General features: G+C 53.6%; 18 protein-coding genes. 10 read left to right on the top strand and 8 right to left on the bottom strand.

From position 1 onward, the window contains the following. Positions 1 to 48: 48 nt before the first annotated feature. Positions 49 to 1,494 carry a metalloprotease TldD gene (tldD, locus tag ACN9MQ_RS20285; protein WP_426021129.1) on the top strand — a complete coding sequence of 482 codons (1,446 nt, stop codon included), beginning with the start codon at positions 49 to 51 and terminating at the stop codon, positions 1,492 to 1,494. Positions 1,495 to 1,545: 51 nt separating this feature from the next. Here tldD and ACN9MQ_RS20280 read toward each other — a convergent pair whose 3' ends face one another. After that, positions 1,546 to 2,160 carry a YagU family protein gene (locus tag ACN9MQ_RS20280; protein WP_020883508.1) on the bottom strand — a complete coding sequence of 205 codons (615 nt, stop codon included), beginning with the start codon at positions 2,158 to 2,160 and terminating at the stop codon, positions 1,546 to 1,548. Between the two features lie 218 nt (positions 2,161 to 2,378). Further along, positions 2,379 to 3,305, bottom strand: coding sequence for an HTH-type transcriptional activator AaeR (gene aaeR / locus ACN9MQ_RS20275; protein WP_014171854.1), 927 nt, complete (start codon positions 3,303 to 3,305; stop codon positions 2,379 to 2,381). 179 nt (positions 3,306 to 3,484) lie between these two features. On the opposite strand from aaeR, the gene aaeX reads away from it, so the two are divergent. The 5 genes from aaeX (at position 3,485) to ACN9MQ_RS20250 (ending at position 8,463) form a co-directional block, all read left to right on the top strand. Continuing rightward, a complete protein-coding gene (gene aaeX, locus ACN9MQ_RS20270) occupies positions 3,485 to 3,688 on the top strand; it encodes a p-hydroxybenzoic acid efflux pump operon protein AaeX (protein WP_003860416.1) in 204 nt (67 codons plus the stop codon). Between the two features lie 7 nt (positions 3,689 to 3,695). Next, entirely contained in the window at positions 3,696 to 4,628 is a 933-nt protein-coding gene (aaeA, locus tag ACN9MQ_RS20265; RefSeq protein ID WP_059305675.1) for a p-hydroxybenzoic acid efflux pump subunit AaeA, read from the top strand. Positions 4,629 to 4,633: 5 nt separating this feature from the next. After that, the gene (gene aaeB / locus ACN9MQ_RS20260) at positions 4,634 to 6,601 is read left to right on the top strand and encodes a p-hydroxybenzoic acid efflux pump subunit AaeB (RefSeq protein WP_426021130.1); all 1,968 of its coding nucleotides are present in this window, start codon (positions 4,634 to 4,636) and stop codon (positions 6,599 to 6,601) included. Positions 6,602 to 6,690: 89 nt separating this feature from the next. Beyond that, complete coding sequence (locus ACN9MQ_RS20255) at positions 6,691 to 8,145, top strand: NAD-dependent succinate-semialdehyde dehydrogenase (protein ID WP_426021131.1); 1,455 nt, start codon at positions 6,691 to 6,693, stop codon at positions 8,143 to 8,145. Positions 8,146 to 8,190: 45 nt separating this feature from the next. Beyond that, the gene (locus ACN9MQ_RS20250; RefSeq protein WP_014171850.1) at positions 8,191 to 8,463 is read left to right on the top strand and encodes a barstar family protein; all 273 of its coding nucleotides are present in this window, start codon (positions 8,191 to 8,193) and stop codon (positions 8,461 to 8,463) included. Positions 8,464 to 8,529: 66 nt separating this feature from the next. Here the strand turns inward: ACN9MQ_RS20250 and yhcN (ACN9MQ_RS20245) are convergent, their stop codons facing one another. The 3 genes from yhcN (ACN9MQ_RS20245) to argR form a co-directional block, all read right to left on the bottom strand. After that, entirely contained in the window at positions 8,530 to 8,796 is a 267-nt protein-coding gene (gene yhcN / locus ACN9MQ_RS20245; RefSeq protein WP_014171849.1) for a peroxide/acid stress response protein YhcN, read from the bottom strand. 110 nt (positions 8,797 to 8,906) lie between these two features. Further along, positions 8,907 to 9,170, bottom strand: a complete 264-nt coding sequence (yhcN, locus tag ACN9MQ_RS20240; protein WP_014171848.1) for a peroxide/acid stress response protein YhcN — start codon at positions 9,168 to 9,170, stop codon at positions 8,907 to 8,909. Positions 9,171 to 9,547: 377 nt separating this feature from the next. Continuing rightward, a complete protein-coding gene (gene argR, locus ACN9MQ_RS20235; RefSeq protein WP_014171847.1) occupies positions 9,548 to 10,018 on the bottom strand; it encodes a transcriptional regulator ArgR in 471 nt (156 codons plus the stop codon). A 397-nt stretch (positions 10,019 to 10,415) separates the two neighbouring features. Here argR and mdh point away from each other — a divergent pair, with 397 nt between their 5' ends. Next, complete coding sequence (mdh, locus tag ACN9MQ_RS20230; RefSeq protein ID WP_014171846.1) at positions 10,416 to 11,354, top strand: malate dehydrogenase; 939 nt, start codon at positions 10,416 to 10,418, stop codon at positions 11,352 to 11,354. A gap of 83 nt (positions 11,355 to 11,437) precedes the next feature. Here mdh and degS read toward each other — a convergent pair whose 3' ends face one another. The 3 genes from degS to zapG form a co-directional block, all read right to left on the bottom strand. Next, on the bottom strand, positions 11,438 to 12,505 hold the full coding sequence (gene degS / locus ACN9MQ_RS20225) for an outer membrane-stress sensor serine endopeptidase DegS (protein WP_020883511.1): 1,068 nt from the start codon (positions 12,503 to 12,505) through the stop codon (positions 11,438 to 11,440). Between the two features lie 92 nt (positions 12,506 to 12,597). Continuing rightward, on the bottom strand, positions 12,598 to 13,965 hold the full coding sequence (gene degQ, locus ACN9MQ_RS20220) for a serine endoprotease DegQ (RefSeq protein ID WP_014171844.1): 1,368 nt from the start codon (positions 13,963 to 13,965) through the stop codon (positions 12,598 to 12,600). 169 nt (positions 13,966 to 14,134) lie between these two features. Beyond that, positions 14,135 to 14,533, bottom strand: a complete 399-nt coding sequence (gene zapG, locus ACN9MQ_RS20215) for a Z-ring associated protein ZapG (RefSeq protein ID WP_014171843.1) — start codon at positions 14,531 to 14,533, stop codon at positions 14,135 to 14,137. A 189-nt stretch (positions 14,534 to 14,722) separates the two neighbouring features. Between zapG and zapE the strand changes: the two genes are divergently transcribed. From zapE to rpsI, 3 genes are all read left to right on the top strand, one after another. Further along, complete coding sequence (gene zapE / locus ACN9MQ_RS20210) at positions 14,723 to 15,847, top strand: cell division protein ZapE (RefSeq protein ID WP_040018734.1); 1,125 nt, start codon at positions 14,723 to 14,725, stop codon at positions 15,845 to 15,847. A gap of 289 nt (positions 15,848 to 16,136) precedes the next feature. After that, positions 16,137 to 16,565 carry a 50S ribosomal protein L13 gene (gene rplM / locus ACN9MQ_RS20205; RefSeq protein ID WP_003860434.1) on the top strand — a complete coding sequence of 143 codons (429 nt, stop codon included), beginning with the start codon at positions 16,137 to 16,139 and terminating at the stop codon, positions 16,563 to 16,565. A 15-nt stretch (positions 16,566 to 16,580) separates the two neighbouring features. Continuing rightward, positions 16,581 to 16,973, top strand: coding sequence for a 30S ribosomal protein S9 (gene rpsI / locus ACN9MQ_RS20200; RefSeq protein ID WP_003860436.1), 393 nt, complete (start codon positions 16,581 to 16,583; stop codon positions 16,971 to 16,973). The last annotated feature ends 9 nt before the right edge of the window (positions 16,974 to 16,982 follow it).

Here is a 16,982-nt window from a genome sequence, read left to right as displayed (position 1 = left end):
ATACGATTTATATACCGCCACGGGCGGCAACGAACGAGTAGCAATACGATGAGTCTGAACCTGGTAAGTGAACATTTGCTCGCAGCGAACGGCCTGAGCCATCAGGACCTGTTCTCCATTCTTGGTCAACTGACCGAACGCCGTCTCGACTACGGCGATCTCTATTTCCAGTCGAGCTATCACGAATCCTGGGTTTTAGAAGACAGCATCATTAAAGATGGCTCTTATAACATTGACCAGGGTGTCGGTGTACGTGCCGTCAGCGGCGAGAAAACCGGTTTTGCTTATGCCGACCAGATTAGCCTGGCCGCACTGGAGCAGAGCGCGCTGGCCGCGCGGACTATCGTGCGCGAAACCGGTGACGGTCGCGTGAAGACGCTGGGTGAAGTGCAGCACTCTGCACTCTATACCAGTATCGATCCCCTGCAGAGCATGAGCCGTGAAGAGAAACTGGATATCCTGCGCCGCGTGGATAAAGTCGCACGCGCTGCGGATAAACGCGTGCAGGAAGTCTCTGCCAGCCTGAGCGGTGTCTATGAACTGATCCTGGTCGCGGCGACAGACGGCACGCTGGCAGCGGATGTGCGTCCGCTGGTACGTCTTTCTGTCAGCGTGCAGGTTGAAGACGACGGTAAGCGTGAGCGCGGTTCAAGCGGTGGCGGCGGTCGTTTTGGCTATGACTGGTTCCTGGGCGATGTTGACGGTGAAGCACGCGCTGACGTATGGGCAAAAGAGGCCGTGCGCATGGCGCTGGTGAACCTGTCTGCCGTGGCGGCACCCGCCGGTACATTGCCGGTGGTACTCGGTGCAGGCTGGCCTGGTGTGCTGCTGCACGAAGCGGTGGGCCACGGCCTGGAAGGCGATTTTAACCGTCGCGGCACCTCCGTATTCAGCGGCCAGATGGGACAACGCGTCTCATCTGAACTCTGTACTGTGGTTGATGACGGCACGATGCAGGATCGCCGTGGCTCGATTTCAATCGACGATGAAGGTACGCCCGGGCAGTACAACGTGCTGATCGAAAATGGCGTACTGAAAGGCTACATGCAGGACAAACTCAACGCGCGTCTGATGGGCGTTGCGCCAACGGGCAACGGCCGTCGTGAATCCTACGCGCATCTGCCGATGCCGCGTATGACGAACACCTACATGTTGCCGGGTAAATCCACACCGCAGGAGATCATCGAGTCCGTTGATTACGGCATCTTCGCGCCAAACTTTGGTGGCGGTCAGGTAGATATCACCTCCGGTAAGTTCGTCTTCTCCACTTCAGAAGCGTATCTGATTGAGAAAGGCAAAGTGACCAAAGCGGTGAAAGGGGCGACCCTGATTGGCTCCGGTATTGAAGCCATGCAGCAGATCTCCATGGTCGGTAACGATCTGAAACTGGATAACGGCGTTGGTGTTTGCGGTAAAGAGGGCCAGAGCCTGCCGGTTGGCGTCGGTCAGCCAACGCTGAAAGTGGATAACCTGACGGTGGGCGGCACCGCCTGACCTGAACCAATCTGAAAAAATGGCGCGACTTTTACAGTCGCGCCATTTTTTTTAACGTGCGTTACCCAGCGGGATCTCCGGGTCGGGCTCGTGCGTGATGCGGTTGCGTAGGTCACGACGAATGATTTCAATCGACCAGAACCAGATCAAATGCCCCACGATCTCTGAGACGTGTTCGTACCAGGGCAGTTCGAACAGCGGGGGTGTCAGCCCCATCAGCGGGAAGGAGATCATGTGAACAAAAAGCTGCGCTAACGCACCCGCCAGTAAACCTTGCCAGAGTTTAATTTTTGGGAAGACTTCAGCAACTACACAATACCCTACAGCAAAGACGATAGAGAAAATAATATGTGTTACGCCGACCGCGTTAAATATATGTCCGGCAAAGGTATAAACCGCGGCGTTAGGGTCAGCAATGCCCAGCCAGTCGCGTAAAAATACATAAGGAGGATTTAAAAAATTGCGGGAACAATCAATCTGACCTGCGGCTCTTATTAATTGCTCCGGTCCGCATGCGCTGGTGAATAAATCGGTAGGGCTTCGCGGCGGAAGCGGCACCTCTGCTCCCCATTTTACGAAGGCGGAGACAATCCCTGCAATCAAACCAATGAACGCGGCGAGTCCATAGCGCCTGCGTGAAGGCGGTGTTTGTTCAAATATATTCATTTCTTTTCCTTGTTTAACGTCATCCTGAGAAATACATTTTATTATTCATATCGGTAACAAATTAATAACAGCCTGACTGTCAGACTGTTTATAAGGTAAGGCGCAGATGGCGGCAGTGTCAATTCGCTATTCCTGGCAGGGGCGAAGGAATATTCCTGAATGACGGTCTGTATCATCCTGGAATATTCATCACGAATATACTTTTGGGAAATTAAAGGTTATTCCTTTCGTCTTTCGCGCATTCCCTGAAACAACTCCGCCACGTCCACAAAATACTCGGTCAGATAGTTTATGCATACCTGAACCTTGAGCGGCAGTTTGTCTTTCTCGGTGTACAGCGCGTACACCGGACGCGGATCGGACTGATAGCGCGGGAAGAGGATCTCCAGTACACCGCTGTTGATCTCGTTGATTACCCACATTAACGGCACATACGCGATCCCGGCACCGGCCACCAGCCAGCGCGAAATAGTCATCGGATCGTTGGTGACGAACCGTCCTTCCGGCAGCAGTCTGGTGGAAATCCCTTCCGGGGCAATCAGCTCAAATTCATTGTCGGGGCGAACGCTGTACTCCAGCCAGGAGTGGTTGGTGAGATCGGCGGGTTTCTCCGGCACCCCGTACTGAGCCAGATAGCTTTTCGAGGCGCAGACCACCATTGGCATACTGCCCAGCCGACGGGAGAAGAGGCTGGAGTCCTGTAATGCCCCCACGCGGATCACCACGTCCAGCCCGTCGGCAATCAGGTCCGGAGCGGGAATGCCCGTGACCAGATTGACGGTTAATCCCGGGTACTCTTTCAGCATGTCAGCGGTCATGGCGGCGAGAACATTTTGTGCCATAGTTGAAGAACAACCGATGCGCAGCGTACCGATAGGCGTGTTGTTGAAGGCGTAAAGTTGTTCGTGCACATCCTGCACTTCGAGCAGCATGCGGCGACAACCCTGATAGTAAATCTTACCCGCTTCCGTCAGCCCAATGCTGCGGGTGCTGCGGTTGAGTAGCTTGACCTGCAGCTCATCTTCCAGTTTGGACACGGTCTGGCTGATGGAAGAGACGCTCATCTGAAGCTGACGTGCAGCGGCGGTAAAAGAGCCAAGTTCAACCACTTTGGCAAAGACCGACATCCGTTTTAGACGTTCCATTGTTAACTCTGACTTAAAAGTGATTTAGATCACATATTATAGATAACAGCATAACAGTTACGTTAATATATTATTAATTACATAACGGCTGCGCCATTCTCGCCCGGCGTTTCTTGCTCTCCTGCGGTGGCGTGCGCTAAAAAAGTCTGAAGCCTGCACTCTCTCTAATCAAGGTCAACATGAGTCTGTTTCCCGTTATCGTGGTGTTCGGTTTGTCGTTCCCACCGATATTTTTCGAGCTTCTTTTATCACTGGCGATTTTCTGGCTGGTGCGCAAGGTGCTGGTCCCCACCGGGATCTACGATTTTGTCTGGCATCCTGCATTGTTCAATACCGCGCTGTATTGCTGCCTGTTTTACCTGATATCGCGCATGTTTGTCTGAGGTTGATGTGAAAACGCTAACAAGAAAAATCTCCCGCACTGCCATCACCATGGCGCTCGTTATCCTCGCGTTCATCGCTATTTTCCGCGCCTGGGTCTACTACACCGAATCACCGTGGACGCGTGATGCACGCTTTAGCGCCGATGTCGTGGCAATCGCCCCCGACGTGGCGGGTCTCATCACTGCGGTCAATGTCCACGATAACCAGCTGGTGAAAAAAGATCAGGTACTGTTCACCATCGACCAGCCGCGTTATCAGAAAGCGTTAGAAGAAGCCGAAGCGGATGTGGCCTATTATCAGGCGCTGGCTTCCGAGAAACGTCGTGAGGCAGGTCGCCGTAACCAACTGGGTGTTCAGGCGATGTCCCGCGAAGAGATTGACCAGTCCAATAACGTCCTGCAAACCGTGCTGCATCAGCTGGCCAAAGCGCAAGCGACACGCGATCTTGCCCGGCTCGATCTTGAACGCACCGTGATCCGCGCACCAGCCGATGGTTGGATCACCAACCTGAATGTTTATACCGGGGAGTTTATCACCCGCGGCTCAACCGCCGTGGCGCTGGTTAAACAGAACTCCTTCTACGTGCTCGCCTATATGGAAGAGACCAAACTGGAAGGCGTGCGTCCGGGATTCCGGGCTGAAATTACGCCGCTTGGCAGCAACCGAGTGCTGAAAGGCACCGTCGACAGCGTAGCCGCGGGGGTCACTAACTCCAGCAGCTCTAACGATACTAAAGGGATGGCGACGGTGGATTCCAACCTGGAATGGGTACGTCTGGCCCAGCGTGTGCCGGTGCGTATCCACCTGGATGAACAGCAGGGCAATCTGTGGCCTGCCGGGACCACAGCGACGGTGGTGATCACCGGTGAAAAAGACCGTGACGCCAGCCAGGACTCCATCTTCCGTAAAATTGCCCATCGCCTGCGCGAGTTTGGTTAATCGTTATGGGTATCTTTTCCATCGCCAGCCAGCACATTCGCTTCGCCGTTAAGCTGGCGTGTGCCATTGTGCTGGCGCTGTTTGTCGGCTTCCACTTTCAGCTGGAAACCCCCCGCTGGGCCGTACTGACGGCGGCGATTGTCGCGGCAGGGCCTGCCTTTGCTGCGGGCGGGGAACCTTACTCCGGAGCGATCCGCTACCGTGGGATGCTGCGCATCATTGGGACATTTATTGGCTGTTTCGCCGCACTGACCATCATCATATTGATGATCCGCACGCCGCTGCTGATGCTGATGGTGTGCTGTATCTGGGCGGGCTTCTGTACCTGGCTCTCGTCGCTGGTGAAAGTGGAGAACTCCTACGCCTGGGGGCTGGCCGGTTATACCGCGCTGATTATTATCATCACCATTCAAAGCGAACCGCTGCTTGCCCCACAGTTTGCCGTGGAACGCTGCAGTGAGATTGTCATCGGTATTGTCAGTGCCATTGTCGCTGACCTGCTTTTCTCTCCTCGCTCCATTAAGCAGGAAGTGGATCGTGAACTGGATGCGCTGATTGTTGCCCAGTATCAGTTGATGCAGCTCTGTATTAAGCATGGTGACAGCGAAGAGGTGGATAAAGCCTGGAGCGCTCTGGTGCGCCGCACCACGGCGCTGGAAGGGATGCGCAGCAATCTGAACATGGAGTCTTCGCGCTGGGCCCGTGCCAACCGCCGCCTTAAAGCCATCAACACCGTCTCCTTAACGCTGATTACCCAGGCGTGTGAAACCTATTTGATCCAAAACACCCGCCCGGACGCGGTAACCGATACCTTCCGCGAGCTGTTTGCGGAGCCGGTGGAAACCGTGCAGGACGTACACAAACAGCTTAAACGCATGCGCCGGGTCATTGCCTGGACCGGGGATCGTGATACGCCAGTGACGATCTATACCTGGGTCGGGGCCGCGACGCGCTACCTGTTGCTGAAACGCGGTGTGATCAGTAACACCAAAATCAGCGCGGTAGAAGAAGAGGTGCTGCAGGGTGAAGTGGTGATCAAGGCAGAATCCGCCGAACGCCATCACGCAATGGTTAACTTCTGGCGTACAACGCTTGCCTGTATGCTCGGCACGCTGTTCTGGCTGTGGACCGGCTGGACCTCCGGCAGCGGCGCGATGGTGATGATCGCCGTCGTTACCGCGCTGGCGATGCGTCTTCCGAATCCGCGCATGGTGGCCATTGATTTCCTGTTCGGCACAATTGCTGCACTGCCGATTGGCGCGTTCTATTTTCTGGTGATCATTCCCTCGACCCAGCAGAGCATGTTACTGCTCTGTATTAGCCTTGCGGTGATGGCGTTCTTTATCGGAATCGAAGTACAAAAACGTCGGCTGGGTTCATTGGGTGCCCTGGCCAGTACGATTAACATCATTGTGCTGGATAACCCGATGACCTTCCATTTCAGCCAGTTCTTAGACAGCGCCTTAGGTCAGCTGGTGGGTTGTTTCCTGGCGATGATGGTCATTCTGCTGGTGCGGGATAACTCTCAGGCACGGACGGGCCGCGTGCTGTTGAATCAGTTTGTCTCGGCTGCCGTGTCGTCCATGACCACCAATACCGCGCGTCGCAAAGAGAACCACCTGCCGGCGCTCTATCAGCAGCTGTTTTTACTGCTGAACAAGTTCCCGGGTGACATCGCCAAGTTCCGTCTGGCCTTGACCATGATTATCGCGCACCAGCGTTTACGTAATGCCCCCGTGCCCATCAATGACGATCTGTCGGCTTTCCACCGTCAGCTGCGTCGGACGGCCGACCACGTGCTTTCCGCCTCCAGCGATGACAAACGACGTCGTTACTTTAAGCAACTGCTTGAAGAGCTGGATATCTACCAGGATAAGCTGAAAGTCTGGGAAGCACCGCCTCAGGTGACAGAGCCGGTAGGACGGCTGGTGTTTATGCTGCATCGCTATCAGAACGCCCTTACGGATAACTGACTGAAGTAAAAAAGCCGACGCCAAAAGCGTCGGTTTTTTTGTGGCTATACTTATTCCAGCATGCTCTTACATTCAGGAAGGGAGGACACATGACAACCCAGGCGCTTCAGGATAATCACCTTTTTCAGACCGGTTATCTGGTCAACGGCATATGGAAAACGCTGGACACGACGTTTGATGTGCTGAACCCGGCTACCGGTGAGGTCATCGCCAGAGTAGCCAAAGCCGGCAAAGCAGAAACCGAAGACGCCATTGCCGCGGCGGCCAAAGCTTTCCCGGCATGGCGCGCCAAAACCGCGAAAGCGCGTTCGGCAATTCTCTACCGCTGGTACGAACTGATCATTGAGAACAAAAGCTGGCTCGGGCGTTTAATGACCACCGAACAGGGCAAGCCCCTGAAAGAAGCGGAAGGCGAGGTGGAATACGCCGCGAGTTTTATCCAGTGGTTCGCCGAAGAGGCCAAGCGCGCGAACGGCGAAATTATTCCACCGATCAAACCGGGTTCCCGCATCCTGGCGACCCGCGAGCCCATCGGCGTGGTTGCGGCGATTACGCCATGGAACTTCCCGATGGCCATGCTCACCCGTAAATTAGGTCCGGCGCTGGCGGCAGGGTGTACCGGGGTAATCAAACCGGCAAATAACACACCTCTCAGCGCCTTCGCGCTGCTTACGCTGGCAAAACAGGCCGGCGTACCGGATGGGGTACTCAACGCCGTAGCCGGGAATACGCATGAGATCAGCGACGCGATTATGGCGAGCCATGAGGTGCGGAAAATCTCCTTTACCGGCTCGACTTCCGTCGGCAAAACGCTGGTGCGTAACGCCGCAGAAACCATGAAGAAAGTGTCGATGGAGCTGGGAGGCAATGCGCCGTATATCGTCTTTGAAGATGCGGATATCGAGGCTGCCGTTAAAGGGGCTATCGCCAATAAATTTCGCAATGCCGGCCAGGTCTGCGTCAGCGTTAACCGTTTCTATATCCAGGAAACCGTCTACGACAAATTTGTGAATAAGCTTGCCGATGCGGTGAAGGCCCTGAAGGTCGGGAATGGTCTGGAAGAGGGCGTCATCGTGGGGCCGCTGATCGAATCCTCCGCCGTCAATAAGGTGCGTGAACACGTTGAAGATGCCGTGGCCCGTGGCGCGACCGTTCTGGCGGGCGGTAAACCCCATTCGCTTGGCGGGAATTTCTGGATGCCAACTGTCCTGGGCGATTGCCATGAAGGCATGAAACTGGCTGAAGAAGAGACGTTTGGCCCGGTTGCGGCCTGCTTCCGTTTTACCTCGGAAGATGAGGTTATCCAGCGTGCCAATAACACGCCATATGGCCTGGCGGCTTACTTCTATACCCAAAATCTGGCACGTGTCTTCCGCGTGTCGCAGGCCATCGAAAGCGGGATGATAGGAATTAACGAATGTGCCGTCTCCACAGAGCTGGGGCCGTTTGGTGGGGTAAAAGAGTCTGGCCTTGGGCGTGAAGGGTCCGTGCTGGGGCTGGAAGAGTATCTGGAAGTCAAAACCCTGCATATTGGGGGATTATAATAATCAGGGCGGCGAAGGCCGCTCGCCTGGACTGGGTGACTGGCAATGAAAACCTATACCTTTGATTTTGACGAGATCGACAGTCAGGATGACTTCTATCGTGAATTTATCCGGGTGTTTGATCTTGAACGGGAAAGCGTCACCAATCTGGACACGCTGTGGGACGTGGTGACCGGCAGCCTGCTGCCGTTACCGCTGGAAATTGAGTTTATCCATCTGCCTGAAAAGTTGCGCAGACGGTTTGGCGCACTCATTTTGCTGTTTGATGAAGCGGAAGAAGAGCTGGAAGGGCAGCTACGCTTCAACGCGCGCCATTGATCAAGCCATAAAAAAGCCCCTGACCAGAAGCCAGGGGCAAGTCGTATGATGAGATACGACGAGGGTTTATTTATACAGTTGAGCCGTTGCATGCCAGTGGTCACCCTGGTTCAGCTCGGTGACGCGATAGCTGCTGGCGCCTGCTTTTTCAGCTTTAGCGGCCAGTGCCTGACGGATATCCATTGGAGAGCCGGTAACGGACGTCACAGACACACTCCCCATAGACTGCAGATTCTGCGCCTGGTCAGCGTTCACTTGCTGTACGGCTGCACTTGCGCCGAAAGAGAGAACGGATGCCAGACCGAGGGTTGCGATGATGAATTTGGTTTTCATAGTTTTTGCTCCTGAATAGGGTTTTTGCTCAACGGCGAGAAGGGTTGAACTGCTATTTTTATGCCTGGTGCCGTTGAGTAGAGATTTTGGTCTTCAGTTATTACTAAAACTTATTTGTACAGCTCAGCGGTTGCGTGCCAGTGGTCACCTGAACGCGCTTCAATGATGCGATAAGATGACGCACCTTGTTCTTCCGCTTTTTTGTTCAGCATCTCATGCATGTCCATTGGAGACGTGCCGATTGCGCCGACAGAAACCGTACCGATTGCCTGGCGGGATTGTGCCTGCTCGGCATTGATAGCGTCAGCGGCGAAAGCACCGAATGACAGGACAGACAGGACGCTGAGCGCCGCTACAGTAGTTTTGATTTTCATGATTCTTTACCTCGTCGAATTTTTAGTGGGGTCTTTGTTTCGTGACCCTCATCACAAAATCAAGTATACACTAATAACGGTAAAAATTAATACCAGACTAATTGTTTCTGTTGTTATTACGTATTAACTAGCCTGTTTTTTATAACCTAATGGCATAAAATTGTGCGTTTATTGTTCAGGGTGTGGCTGTATATCTAAGAAAATCATATGGATATCAGCTTTTGATTTTTTGTGCGATTTTTTGATTTATCATTCACCAAATGAATGTTAATGGGCGGTAAAAAGCACTATTTGTTAAAGTAAAGGGCGGGATAAAACAGGGGTAAACGCGGCAGAAGCAGAATGATCCCCGCAGCAGGACGCCACGGGGAGGGTAATCAGAGTTCCTGCTCGAACAGGTCCAGAATCGCTTCGTAGAGATCTTTCACTGAGAAGCCATTGGCGGGGGTAGTGAAGATGGTATCGTCACCCGCAATCGTCCCAAGGATGCCTTTGGGCTTACCCAGCGAGTCCAGCATACGTGCAATCAACTGTGCAGCACCCGGGCTGGTATGGATCACAACAACGGCATCGTTGTAATCGATATCGAGAACCAGATTCTTCAACGGGCTGGAGGTGGTTGGCACGCCAAGTTCTGCAGGCAGGCAGTAGACCATCTCCATTTTGGCGTTACGCGTACGTACCGCACCAAATTTGGTTAACATGCGGGAGACTTTCGACTGGTTGATGTTATCGAAGCCTTGTTCCTGTAAAGCCTGAACAATTTCTCCCTGAGAACTGAATATCTCTTCTTTGAGTAGCGCTTTAAACGCCTTCACTAAATCTTCTTGCTTAGACGAGCTTCGCATAAGTCACCCGGAATATGACGAAAGAAACAACATTATTATGCATGTGGATGAATTTTTATGCAAATTATCTGCCAGCGGTTAGGCTGAAATAATGTTATGAAAGGGAGTGATTTTATCAGATTTCGTTATCAGAAAACATGCCTGGGTCACGGCAAGCAAATAAGCTTAAAAGTAAATTAAATGTTATCAAAATGATGTTGTTTTGGTGGCGTGGCAGGGTGTATTGTAACCCCCTCTTAATTCGTTGTCGTCTGTCGTCAGATAGCCTTCTGGTGAGAGATAAAGTCGCGCGACCTCAAATTATTTAGTGACGAAAATTGTAATTAATTACCTGCTGAATTATGGTCGCCGCAACGGAGTTACAGATACTTAAGTTAACCATAATAAGGAGTTTAGGATGAAAGTCGCAGTCCTCGGCGCTGCTGGTGGTATCGGCCAGGCGCTTGCCCTACTACTGAAAACCCAACTGCCTTCAGGCTCAGAACTCTCCCTGTACGATATTGCTCCGGTAACCCCAGGTGTGGCGGTTGACCTGAGCCACATCCCGACAGCTGTGAAAATCAAAGGCTTCTCCGGTGAAGATGCTCGTCCTGCCCTGCAGGGCGCGGACGTGGTGCTGATCTCCGCTGGCGTGGCGCGTAAGCCAGGCATGGATCGTTCAGACCTGTTCAACGTCAACGCGGGTATTGTGAAAAACCTGGTGCAGCAGATTGCTGAAACCTGCCCGAAAGCGTGCATTGGTATCATCACTAACCCGGTGAACACCACGGTCGCTATCGCGGCAGAAGTGCTGAAAAAAGCCGGTGTTTACGATAAGAACAAACTGTTCGGCGTAACCACGCTGGACATCATCCGTTCCAACACCTTTGTGGCTGAACTGAAAGGCAAACAGCCTTCAGAAGTTGAAGTGCCGGTTATCGGCGGTCACTCTGGTGTCACCATTCTGCCTCTGCTGTCGCAGATCCCTGGTGTTAGCTTCACCGAGCAGGAAGTGGCTGACCTGACCAAACGCATCCAGAACGCGGGCACCGAAGTGGTGGAAGCGAAGGCGGGTGGCGGTTCTGCAACCCTGTCTATGGGCCAGGCGGCGGCACGTTTCGGTCTGTCACTGGTCCGTGCACTGCAGGGCGAGAAAGGCGTTGTTGAATGCGCGTATGTTGAAGGCGATGGCGAACACGCTCGTTTCTTCTCTCAGCCGCTGCTGCTGGGTAAAAACGGTATCGAAGAACATCAGCCGATTGGCAAGCTGAGCGCGTTTGAACAGAACGCGATGGAAGGCATGCTGGATACGCTGAAGAAAGATATCACTCTGGGCGAAGAGTTCGTTAACAAGTAAAACGGATGTCCCCACAGGCCGGGTAAGCCGTCATGCCGCCCGGCAAAAAAAACGGAGCAATGCGCTCCGTTTTTTTATGCCTGTCAGTTGGTGGCCGGGTATTCCTGAATCGTCACCTGCAGCGTCAGCTTCTTATCGTTACGCATGACTTCAACCGGGATGATAGAGCCAGGACGGATCTCCGCAACCTGATCCATGGTCTCCAGCGCCGATACCGCTGGTGTGCCGTTGACCGACACGATGACATCATTAACCTGAATTCCCGCGTTAGCCGCCGGGCCGCCAGGCGACACTTCGTTGACCACGATGCCCTGAATCTGATCGATACCGCCGCCCTGCGAATGCATAGGCGCAATTTCACGACCGCCAATACCAATATAACCGCGGATCACACGGCCATCGCGGATCAGCTTATCCATGATCTTGGTCGCCAGCTGGAAGGGAATGGCGAACCCAATCCCTTCCGGCGTCTCACCGTCATTGCTCTTATCGAACGAGAGGGTATTGATACCCATCAGTTCGCCCAGCGAGTTGACCAGCGCACCGCCGGAGTTACCGTGGTTGATGGACGCATCGGTTTGCAGGAAGTTCTGCCGTCCCGACGGGTTGAGGCCAATGCGACCGGTGGCGCTGATAATCCCCTGCGTGATCGTCTGGCCCAGGTTATAAGGGTTACCGATAGCCAGCACGACGTCGCCAATATGAGGGGTTCGTTTACGGTTGATAGGAATAACCGGTAAACCGCCCGTGGCGTTGATCTTCAAAACAGCCAGGTCAGTCAGGCTATCCGAGCCCACCAGCAGGGCCTCAAACACGCGGCCATCCTGCAGGGCAACGATGATCTGGTCGGCATCGTTAATCACGTGTTTGTTGGTAATGATGTAGCCGCGCTCGTCCATAATTACCCCGGAACCGAGAGTGCGGATCTCCAGCTGGTTATGGGCTGAGCTATTGAGGCCACGGTTATAAACGTTAACCACGGCAGGCGCGGCACGGCGAACGGCCTGGTTGTAGGTCGCAGGCGTTTCATCCGCACTGTCGAACTGAGGCGCCGACAGCTTATTGAACTGGCGTAAAGACGGCATGACGACCAGCAGCAGGCCGGCAACAATCAAACCGATGACAATTGAACGAAAGAGCTTTAAAAGCATGATGCGCGTGTCGTTAATAAAGGAACGATTTGCAGCATAACATGAGTTATCCGGACATCACACGCAGCGGTGATGTCCGGAATCGCAAATGCTTAGCGCAACAGAATATAGATAGACTCGTTGCCGCGCATAACCTGCAGGGCAATGACCGCCGGTTTGCTTTCCAGCACCTTGCGCAGTTCTGCGATGGATTGCACGCGATTGCGGTTCACGCCGATGATCACATCATCCTGATGCAATCCGGCCTGCGCGGCAGGGCTGCTCTTCTCGACGGTATCGACGCTAATCCCTTTCGTCCCGTCTTTCAGCTGCCCATCGCTCAGCGTTGCCCCTTGCAGCGCTGGGGCGATAAGCTCCGCGCTGGCAGAGGATGAGGTGCTCTTATCAAGCGTCACTTCGACATCCAGCGGCTTACCATCACGAATCAGGCCTAACTTCACTTTGGCACCCGGTTCGGTGGTGGCAATACGCGAGCGCAGTTCCGCAAAGCTGCTCAGCGGTTTATCGTTCAGGCTGACAATCACATCGCCCGACTTCACGCCAGCTTTTGCCGAGCCGGAGTTTGGCAGCACTTCACTGACAAACGCACCGCGCTGCACATTGATGTTGAACGCTTTCGCGATGTCAGCGCTCATCTCCATCCCTTTGATGCCCAACAGCCCGCGTTTGACCTCACCGAACTGAATGAGCTGCTGCGCCAGCGTTTTGGCCATATTGCTGGGGATAGCAAAACCGATGCCGATACTGCCGCCGCCCGGCGCCAGGATAGCGGTGTTAATCCCAATCAGCTCGCCGTTGAGATTGAGCAATGCCCCGCCGGAGTTCCCGCGGTTAATTGAGGCGTCGGTCTGGATAAAGTTTTCCAGGCCTTCCAGATTCAGACCGCTGCGACCCAGCGCCGAGATTATCCCGGAGGTAGCGGTTTGCCCTAAACCAAACGGATTCCCCACGGCGACGGCAAAATCACCAACACGCAGTTTATCGGAGTCCGCAATGGCAATTTGAGTCAGATTGCTCGGGTTTTGCACCTGCAGCAGTGCGATGTCGCTCTGGTCATCGCCGCCAATCAGTTTGGCCTCAAACTCACGCCCATCGTTGAGCTGTACGCTGATTTTATCGGCCTGACTGATAACATGATTGTTGGTCAGAATATAACCTTTGGCCGCATCAATAATGACGCCAGAACCCAGACCTTCAAAAGGCTGCGCCTGCTGGTCGGGCGACTCATCGCCAAAATATTTTTTCAGTTCTTCAGGTACGCGTTGATTTTGTAATGCCGTGCCTTCTACCTGCACGCTCACTACCGCAGGCAGAACTTTTTCCAGCATTGGCGCAAGGCTTGGAATTGCCGCCTGGCCGGGTACCTGGGAAGGCAGGGCGGCAGATGCAGGGAAGGACGCCGAGAGAGATAACCCGACACTTAACGCTATAGCGCTCAACAGCTGGTTTTTTTTCTTCATCGATGCTGACTCTCGTAACCTGGAATAAAGGAAAAACGGCCCTAAAACACGTTGATGTTATTGAATTTTAAACCGCTGAACAATGAAGTGCTTACTCAATAATAGCTGGGGTCATGAAGAAAGGACGGGCGCAATAGCAGCGCCCGTAAAATAAATTCAGGTTGTGCGATTAATCGCGTTTTGCACCGCCGCGCAGCAGGCCAGACGCGCCATCTGAATAGTCGCGTGGCATCTGAACAGGGGCCTGATCGTTACCGGCTTCAGAGTCGGCCAGACGGTTACGGAATGGATTGGATTCCGCGGTCATTTCTGGCAGCAGGCTGCTGGAGCTTTTTGCCATATGTTGATAGAGCTGACGATAGTCGGTCGCCATGTTGTCCAGCAGCTCGGCGCTACGGGCAAAGTGGCTGACCAGCTCTTCACGATACTCTTCCAGTTCGGCTTTGTTCTTTTCCAGTTCGTACTGCAGTGACTGCTGCTGACGCAATTTGCGATTACCGAAACGCATGGCCACAGCACCAATGACGATGCCGACGACTAAACCGATTAGCGCATATTCCCAGGTCATGAACTTCTCCCGTTGTCTTGTTGTTCCGTAGGGTGTTGGCTCGGCTCCTGCCTGTGCCTGATATTGCCACTATAACCGCTATTTCCGCAGAAGTGGAATCCTGACGTATCATCGCGTAGTGTAGAACGGCCTTTTTTTCATCAGTCACGTCTGCTGGTGAGTATTATTTGAAGGAATAACAATACGTTTATGCAAAACCTGTCCCCTGCATCGCGATACCAACTTGCCCTAAATGAGGGTACACATCAGCCGGATGACGTTCAGCGTGAAGCGGTGAATCGTCTGGATACGATTTATCAGGAGCTCACGGCAAAACCTGCAGAGGGTGAACAGAGCGGTGGGTTGAAGGCGGCTCTGGGGCGGTTGCTCGGAAAAAAAGAGCCACAGACTCATGCGCCGGTGCGCGGTTTGTATATGTGGGGCGGCGTCGGGCGCGGGAAAACCTGGCTGATGGACCTCTTTTATCTGAGCCTGCCGGGTACCCGTAAGCAGCGTCTGCATTTCCACCGCTTTATGCTGCGGGTTCACGAAGAGCTGACGGCACTGCAGGGCAAAAGCGATCCGCTGGAGATTGTGGCCGACAGGTTCAAGGCGGAAACGGACGTACTCTGTTTTGACGAGTTTTTTGTCTCCGATATTACCGACGCCATGCTGCTGGGTGGCCTGATGAAAGCGCTGTTCGCGCGCGGGATAACGCTGGTGGCGACCTCGAATATCCCGCCGGATGAGCTTTACCGCAATGGCCTGCAGCGCGCGCGTTTCCTGCCCGCTATTGATGCCATCAAACAGCACTGCGACATCATGAATGTTGATGCCGGGGTGGATTACCGCCTGCGTACCTTAACTCAGGCGCATCTGTGGCTCTCTCCCTTAAACGATGAGACCACGCAGCAGATGGATAAACTGTGGCTGGCGCTGGCGGGGGCAAAACGGGCTCATGCCCCTGAGCTCGAGATTAACCATCGCCCGCTGCAAACCCTGGGTGTCGAAAATCAAACCCTGGCCGTCTCCTTTGCAACGCTCTGTGTGGATGCCCGCAGCCAGCATGACTACATCGCGCTCTCGCGCCTGTTCCATACCGTGATGCTGCTCAACGTGCCGGTCATGACGCCGCTGATGGAAAGCGAAGCGCGCCGCTTCATTGCGCTGGTCGATGAGTTCTATGAACGTCACGTGAAGCTTGTGGTCAGCGCCGAGGTACCTTTATATGAGGTGTATAAAGGCGAGCGGCTGAAGTTTGAGTTCCAGCGCTGTCTGTCGCGCCTGCAGGAGATGCAAAGCGAGGAGTATCTTAAGCTTCAGCATATGCCATAAATGCGACCTTCTCCCTGTGGGAGAGGGGCTGGGGGTGAGGGCGGCAGACCGCAAAAACCTTACCCCCGAAAAACCCGCCTCGAATCACATTTAAGGGTCGATCTTTGACCTCAACTTCTCTATAATCTTGCGACCCCACGTTACGAGAAGGTTTTTTTCCCGAAACTTTCTATGTGTCGGCATTAGCTATTCGAAGGGGTAGGTTTGCCGGACTTTGTCGTGTGAACCTCAACTGACTAAACGTTTGGGTGTTCACCAACGTGTAACTTATTATTTGGGTAAGCTTTTAATGAAAACTTTTACAGCTAAACCAGAAACCGTACAGCGCGACTGGTATGTTGTTGACGCGACCGGTAAAACTCTGGGCCGTCTGGCTACTGAACTGGCTCGTCGCCTGCGCGGTAAGCATAAAGCGGAATACACTCCGCACGTTGATACGGGTGATTACATCATCGTTCTGAACGCAGATAAAGTTGCTGTAACCGGCAACAAGCGTACAGACAAAATGTACTACCATCACACTGGCCACATCGGTGGTATCAAAGAAGCGACCTTTGAAGAGATGATTGCTCGCCGTCCTGAGCGTGTGATTGAAATCGCGGTTAAAGGCATGCTGCCAAAAGGCCCGCTGGGTCGTGCTATGTTCCGTAAACTGAAAGTTTACGCAGGTAACGAGCACAACCACGCGGCACAGCAACCGCAAGTTCTTGACATCTAATCGGGATTATAGGCAATGGCTGAAAATCAATACTACGGCACTGGTCGCCGCAAAAGTTCCGCAGCTCGCGTGTTCATCAAACCGGGCAGTGGTAAAATCGTAATCAACCAACGTTCTCTGGAACAGTACTTCGGTCGTGAAACTGCCCGCATGGTAGTTCGCCAGCCGCTGGAACTGGTTGATATGGTAGAAAAACTGGATCTGTACATCACCGTTAAAGGTGGTGGTATCTCCGGTCAGGCAGGTGCGATCCGTCACGGTATCACCCGCGCTCTGATGGAGTACGACGAATCCCTGCGTTCTGAACTGCGTAAAGCTGGCTTCGTTACTCGTGACGCTCGTCAGGTTGAACGTAAGAAAGTGGGTCTGCGTAAAGCACGTCGTCGTCCACAGTTCTCCAAACGTTAATCCTTTTCT

This window comes from Enterobacter sp. R-25 (assembly GCF_049913205.1).
Classification (GTDB): domain Bacteria; phylum Pseudomonadota; class Gammaproteobacteria; order Enterobacterales; family Enterobacteriaceae; genus Enterobacter; species Enterobacter ludwigii.
The sequence above is the reverse complement of the archived record's forward strand: the minus strand, read 5'-3'. Positions and strand labels throughout refer to the sequence as shown.